The sequence below is a fragment of the Massilia sp. LXY-6 genome (assembly GCF_051233485.1).
Classification (GTDB): Bacteria; Pseudomonadota; Gammaproteobacteria; order Burkholderiales; family Burkholderiaceae_D; genus Telluria.
In genome coordinates, this window is record NZ_JBKFGF010000120.1 from 1 (window position 1) to 505 (window position 505).

Below are 505 nucleotides of genomic sequence, written 5' to 3' on the forward strand. Positions count from 1 at the left end.
GCTGCAGCCGATACTGGACCCGACTTTTAGCGAGCACAGCTACGGCTTCCGGCCGGGCAGGCGTGCGCAGGACGCGGTGTTAGCGGCTCAAGCGTATGTCCAGTCCGGCTTGCGGGTCGTAGTTGACGTTGACCTGTCGAAATTCTTTGACCGGGTCAACCACGACATCCTGATCGACCGCTTGAAGAAACGCATCGACGATGCTGGAGTGATCCGGCTGGTCCGTGCCTATCTGAACAGCGGCATCATGGATGGCGGTGTCGTGCAGTCGCGGAGCGAGGGTACGCCGCAGGGCGGCCCGTTGAGTCCGCTGCTTGCCAACGTGATGCTTGATGAAGTGGACAAGGAACTGGAACAGCGCGGCCATCGCTTTGCGCGCTACGCCGACGATGCGAACGTGTATGTGCGCAGTGTGAGGGCGGGCGAGCGGGCGATGGCGCTGCTACGGCGCTGTTATGCCAAGTTGCACCTCATGGTCAACGAAAGCAAGAGCGCCGTGGCCAGC

Annotated in this window: 1 protein-coding gene; it reads left to right on the top strand. The window is 62.0% G+C overall.

The annotated features are described in order from the left end of the window. Positions 1–505, top strand: a 505-nt coding sequence (locus tag ACI48D_RS26085; RefSeq protein ID WP_435574145.1) for a reverse transcriptase domain-containing protein, incomplete at both ends; no start/stop codon positions are given.